Source organism: Phenylobacterium sp. (assembly GCF_037968635.1).
Taxonomy (GTDB): Bacteria; Pseudomonadota; Alphaproteobacteria; order Caulobacterales; family Caulobacteraceae; genus Phenylobacterium.
On record NZ_JBBKVV010000140.1, the window covers coordinates 1 to 4,260 of the forward strand.

5 protein-coding genes are annotated in these 4,260 nt (G+C 66.4%); 3 read left to right on the forward strand and 2 right to left on the reverse strand.

The window, feature by feature from the left end:
• Positions 1–286, forward strand: a 286-nt coding sequence (locus tag AAC997_RS16580) for a hypothetical protein (RefSeq protein WP_340646811.1), incomplete at its 5' end; no start/stop codon positions are given.
• A 15-nt stretch (positions 287–301) separates the two neighbouring features.
• Here AAC997_RS16580 and AAC997_RS16585 read toward each other — a convergent pair.
• Both AAC997_RS16585 and AAC997_RS16590 read right to left on the reverse strand, forming a co-directional pair.
• Complete coding sequence (locus AAC997_RS16585; protein WP_340646812.1) at positions 302–1,393, reverse strand: DegT/DnrJ/EryC1/StrS family aminotransferase; 1,092 nt, start codon at positions 1,391–1,393, stop codon at positions 302–304.
• On the reverse strand, positions 1,390–1,797 hold the full coding sequence (locus AAC997_RS16590; RefSeq protein ID WP_340646813.1) for an FdtA/QdtA family cupin domain-containing protein: 408 nt from the start codon (positions 1,795–1,797) through the stop codon (positions 1,390–1,392). The genes AAC997_RS16585 and AAC997_RS16590 overlap by 4 nt, the downstream gene beginning before the upstream one ends.
• A gap of 182 nt (positions 1,798–1,979) precedes the next feature.
• Here AAC997_RS16590 and AAC997_RS16595 point away from each other — a divergent pair, with 182 nt between their 5' ends.
• A complete protein-coding gene (locus AAC997_RS16595; RefSeq protein ID WP_340646814.1) occupies positions 1,980–3,260 on the forward strand; it encodes a hypothetical protein in 1,281 nt (426 codons plus the stop codon).
• Positions 3,261–3,363: 103 nt separating this feature from the next.
• Positions 3,364–4,149, forward strand: a complete 786-nt coding sequence (locus tag AAC997_RS16600; RefSeq protein WP_340646815.1) for a hypothetical protein — start codon at positions 3,364–3,366, stop codon at positions 4,147–4,149.
• The last annotated feature ends 111 nt before the right edge of the window (positions 4,150–4,260 follow it).

Genomic DNA, 4,260 nt, shown 5'->3' on the forward strand with positions numbered 1-4,260 from the left:
GCTGGCCTCCCCGACCATCTATGCCGAGACGATCGTCCACGGTCGGACGGGCCTGATCGCGCAGCGCCTGAAGGACTGGGCGCCGCAACTGGCCGGCGCCCTGCGCGACGAGACCGCCCGGCAGGTCATGGCCCGGCAGGCCTGGGAATATGTGCGCGACAACCGCATGTTCGCCCATCAGGCGGCCGACCGCAGCGCCTGGTATCGCGAGCTCTGGGACCGCCGGGATGAGCTGAACACAGCCCTCCGCACCCGCCTGCCGGGCCTGGCCCAGGCCCTGGCCTGAAGCGGCGGCGCGATATCACACGAACCGGCTGACCGCCTCGACGACATGGTCGATGGCCTCTTCACCGAGCGCCGGTCGCAACGGCAGCGACAGCACCTCTCGCGCAAGTTGCTCGGCGATCGGGAACGACCCCGGCCCATATCCAAGATCGGCGAAGGCCGGCTGCAGGTGGCAAGGCGCTGGATAGTGGATCAAGGTCTCGACCTCCCGCGACTGCAGGTGGGATCGCAGGTCATCGCGACGCGCGGAGCGCACGACGTACAGGTGATAGACGTGGCGCGCCCAGCTGGCTTCGAAAGGAGTCACAACCGGCGCGTCGGCCAGGGCGGCGCTGTAGGTCCGGGCGAGCGCACGACGGGTTTCGGTCGAGCTTTCGAGCCGCTTCAGTCGAACGCGCAGGAAGGCGGCCTGCAGTTCGTCCAGGCGGGAATTGTAGCCGACGACCTCATGCTCGTACTTGGTGCGCGCCCCGTAGTTGCGGAGCATGCGGACTTTCGCGTCCAGGGCCGCGTCGTTGCAGACCACCGCCCCGGCATCGCCGATCGCGCCCAGGTTCTTGGTCGGATAGAAACTGAAGGCGGTGGCATGGGCGATCGAGCCCGCGCGCCGGGCTTGGAATTCCGAGCCGTGACCCTGCGCGGCGTCTTCCAGCACAAACAGGCCGTGCCGGTCCGCCAGCGCCATGAGGCGTCCCATGTCGGCGGGATGCCCGTAGAGCGAGACCGGCAGGATCACGCGCGTGCGCGGGCCGATCGCGGCCTCGACCTGCGCCGGATCGAGGGTGTAGGTGCTCGGATCAACCTCGACGGGCCGGATCGTGGCGCCGACGCTCGCCACCGCGACCCAGGTCGCGGCGAAGGTGTGAGAGGGCACGATCACTTCATCGCCCGCTCCCACGCCGGCCGCCCGCAGCGCCAGCACCATGGCGTCCAGGCCATTGCCCACGCCGGCGCAGTGCTGCGCGCCGCAACATGCGGCGAACTCCGACTCAAAGGCCTGGACTTCCGGGCCAAGGATCACCCAACCGCTGTCCATGACCCGCGCGTAGGCGGCGTCGAGCTCAGCTCTGAGCGTGGGCTCATCCAGGCCGAGGTCCAGGAATTTCATGGGGCGACATAGTCGAGGAACTGATCGAAGTGGCGAATGTAATCGCTCTCTTCGTAGGGCGCGGACGCCAGGGCCAGGCAGACGGAACCGGACGAGAAGTTCAGGAGATCGTGCCAGATCCGCGGCTCGACATGCAGACCGACATTGGGCCGATTGAGCGTCACGAACTCCTCGCTCACCCCGTCATGCAGCCGCACGTCGAAGCTGCCCGAGACGGCGATCAGGAGCTGATGCAATTCCTTGTGCGCATGCCGGGCGCGAACAGCGCCGCTGGGGATGTCGTAGATGTAATAGACCCTGGAGAACTCGAACGGCACGTGGCGGCCGGATTCGATGAAGGACAGATTCCCCCGGGGCTCGTTGAAGAGCGGCAGCTGGATGAATTTCGCCAGGGATTGGGCCATATCAATCTCGAGAGTTTAGGGAATTGCGTTACCCGAGGACGAGAGGTAGCGCCAAGCTCAATGCTTAAACTATGATTCTGGGAGACGCTGAGGCGACGCCCCCCGGTTGACGGCCTGCCCGCATCGTTGCGTCGCCCGGCCGGTCTGGCGGTCGATTTCAATCCTAGAGCCACGGGTGTTGTTTGACCTTCGACTTCGACAGTTCATCCATGGCCGAGGAGGTGCTGTCTGCGAAGACCGCGGCTCAATTGGAGCCCGTGCTGCAGAGACTTTGCCGCATGCCCGACTTCGTCATGCGCGACGATGTCCGGGGCTACAAGCTGTTCATGAAGGCGCTGGACGACGCTGTCCCGCACGCCGCTGAGGTGCTCGCCTTGCGGGACTACGCAAGGCCCAAGAGCAACGAGAATGTCTGTATCATCGCGACCCAGTTCTACGCGGTCGGGGGGCATACACGCGTGGCGGCGGATATCACCCGGCTGGTTGGCGCGCAGAATGTCACCATCATCCTGACCGACCTCTACGGATCGCAGGCGTACCGGACCCTCGTCGAGCCCAACGTCCAGAACGCGGGCTTCCACGCCCGCAGCATGCTGAGCCTGAAGTCTCCGGCCATCCTGGACAGGACTGTCGAACTCCACAACCTGCTGCACGCGATCCGGCCGACGCGGATATTCCTCCTGAACCACCACATGGACCTGTGCGCGGTCACCGCCACATACCCCTTCCGGTCGGTGACGGAGTTCATCCATCACGCTGACAGCGTTCCCAGCGTCGGCGCGACCATCGGCTACTCCGCCCACGTGGACCTGACGCCTTGCGTCTTCGACGCCTGCCGCGGGATCGGCCACGAGCCCATCCTCACCTCCATGTGGTTGCCCCCATCCGGGCCCTTGCCGAAGATCGCCACGCCGCCGTCGGAGCGCCTCAGGATCGCCACCTGCGGCCATCCCAGCAAATACAGGCACGCGGCTGCGCGCCGGTGGTCTGATTGGGTGATTGCTTGCCTGCAGGCCGATCCCTCCGGCGACCTCACCCATATCGGGCCGGTCGATGACGCGTTTCAGAAGGAGATCCGGGCCGCGCTGACGGCGGGGGACGTCGATCCGGCGCGCTATGTCTTCGCCGGACAGGCGCCCAACCTGCGCCAGGCGCTCGCCAGCCTGGGCGCGAACCTGTTCCTGTCCAGCTATCCGGATGGGGGACTGCGGGCGATGTACGAAGCCATGTCCCTCGGCATTCCGGCGATATCGCCCAAGGACCCGGGCGAGCGGCCGCTCATGGACAGCACCCCCGCCTTGCCGGGCTGGGCCGCTGTCCATCATCCCGACGGCATGGCCACCGCCATCACCCAGGCGAAGGCGCAATGGCCATCCATGCAGACCGCGGAGTACGCCGAAATCGTTCAGCAGCGTCTGGGCGCTTTCGAACAGTATGTCGCTGGGACGCAGGCGGACGCCTAAAAAGCCTGAGCGCCCCGTCGCCTTGCATTCGCCAGGCCCCGCCGGTAGTCCTAGCCATTGTTGGCTGCCTTGGCGGGCACGCCTCTGGAGCGTTTCCCGCAACATGGCGATGCCCGACCTCAGCCAGTCTCGAGACCTGGATTTTGCGGCGCTCGATCTGACTTTCGAGGCCTTCCGCGAACTGGCCCGCAATCCACACCTCGACGCCCACGGGAAGATCGGCTTCCCGACCGCCTACCGAGAAGGCTACGAGCCTGCGATCTTCGAGGACATCGTCGCCAAGCTTCCCCGGCTGCGGCGCGACAGAGGCCTGACGGTGGCCGACATTGGCGCCGGCTGCGCCGCCCTGCCGCGCATGCTGATCGATCTCTGCACCCAACAGGGCCACCGGCTGATCCTCGTCGATAGCGCCGAGATGCTGGACATGTTGCCCGATGTCGAAGGCGTCACCCGCAAGGTGGCCGGCGCCTTCCCGGCCTGCGGCCCGGCGCTGCGGGAGGCCGCGCCCGACGGCGTGGACGTGCTGATCTGCTACAGCGTGCTGCACTACATGTTCGTGGAGACCAACGTCTTCGACGTGGTCGATGCGACCGTCGACCTGCTCGCGCCGCGCGGGCGGGCGCTCTACGGCGATATCCCGAACATTTCGAAACGACGCCGGCTGTTCTCCAGCCCGACCGGCAAAGCGGTCCATCGCGCCTACACCGGGCGGGACGAGGACCCGCCCCTCGACGCGGAGCAATCCCTGCAGGGCAGGATCGACGACGGCGCGCTCAGCGGCATGATCCACCGGGCGCAGACCGCAGGCTGTGACGCCTATCTTCTCCCCCAGGACGAAGGCTTGCCCATGGCCAATCGCCGCGACGACCTGCTGATCTCAAGGCCCTGATCCGTGCCCTCCCTCAAGCCCTTGGTCATTGTCGGTAACGGTGAGATCGCCGCGATCGCCGACCAGTATTTCACCCATGACAGCGACCGCACCGTCGCAGCCTTCGCCATC

Coding starts and splice junctions, on each gene's coding strand:
- AAC997_RS16590 (WP_340646813.1), bottom strand. CDS start 1,797: ATGGCCCAATCCCTGGCGAAATTCATCCAGCTGCCGCTCTTCAACGAG.
- AAC997_RS16585 (WP_340646812.1), bottom strand. CDS start 1,393: ATGAAATTCCTGGACCTCGGCCTGGATGAGCCCACGCTCAGAGCTGAG.
- AAC997_RS16600 (WP_340646815.1), top strand. CDS start 3,364: ATGGCGATGCCCGACCTCAGCCAGTCTCGAGACCTGGATTTTGCGGCG.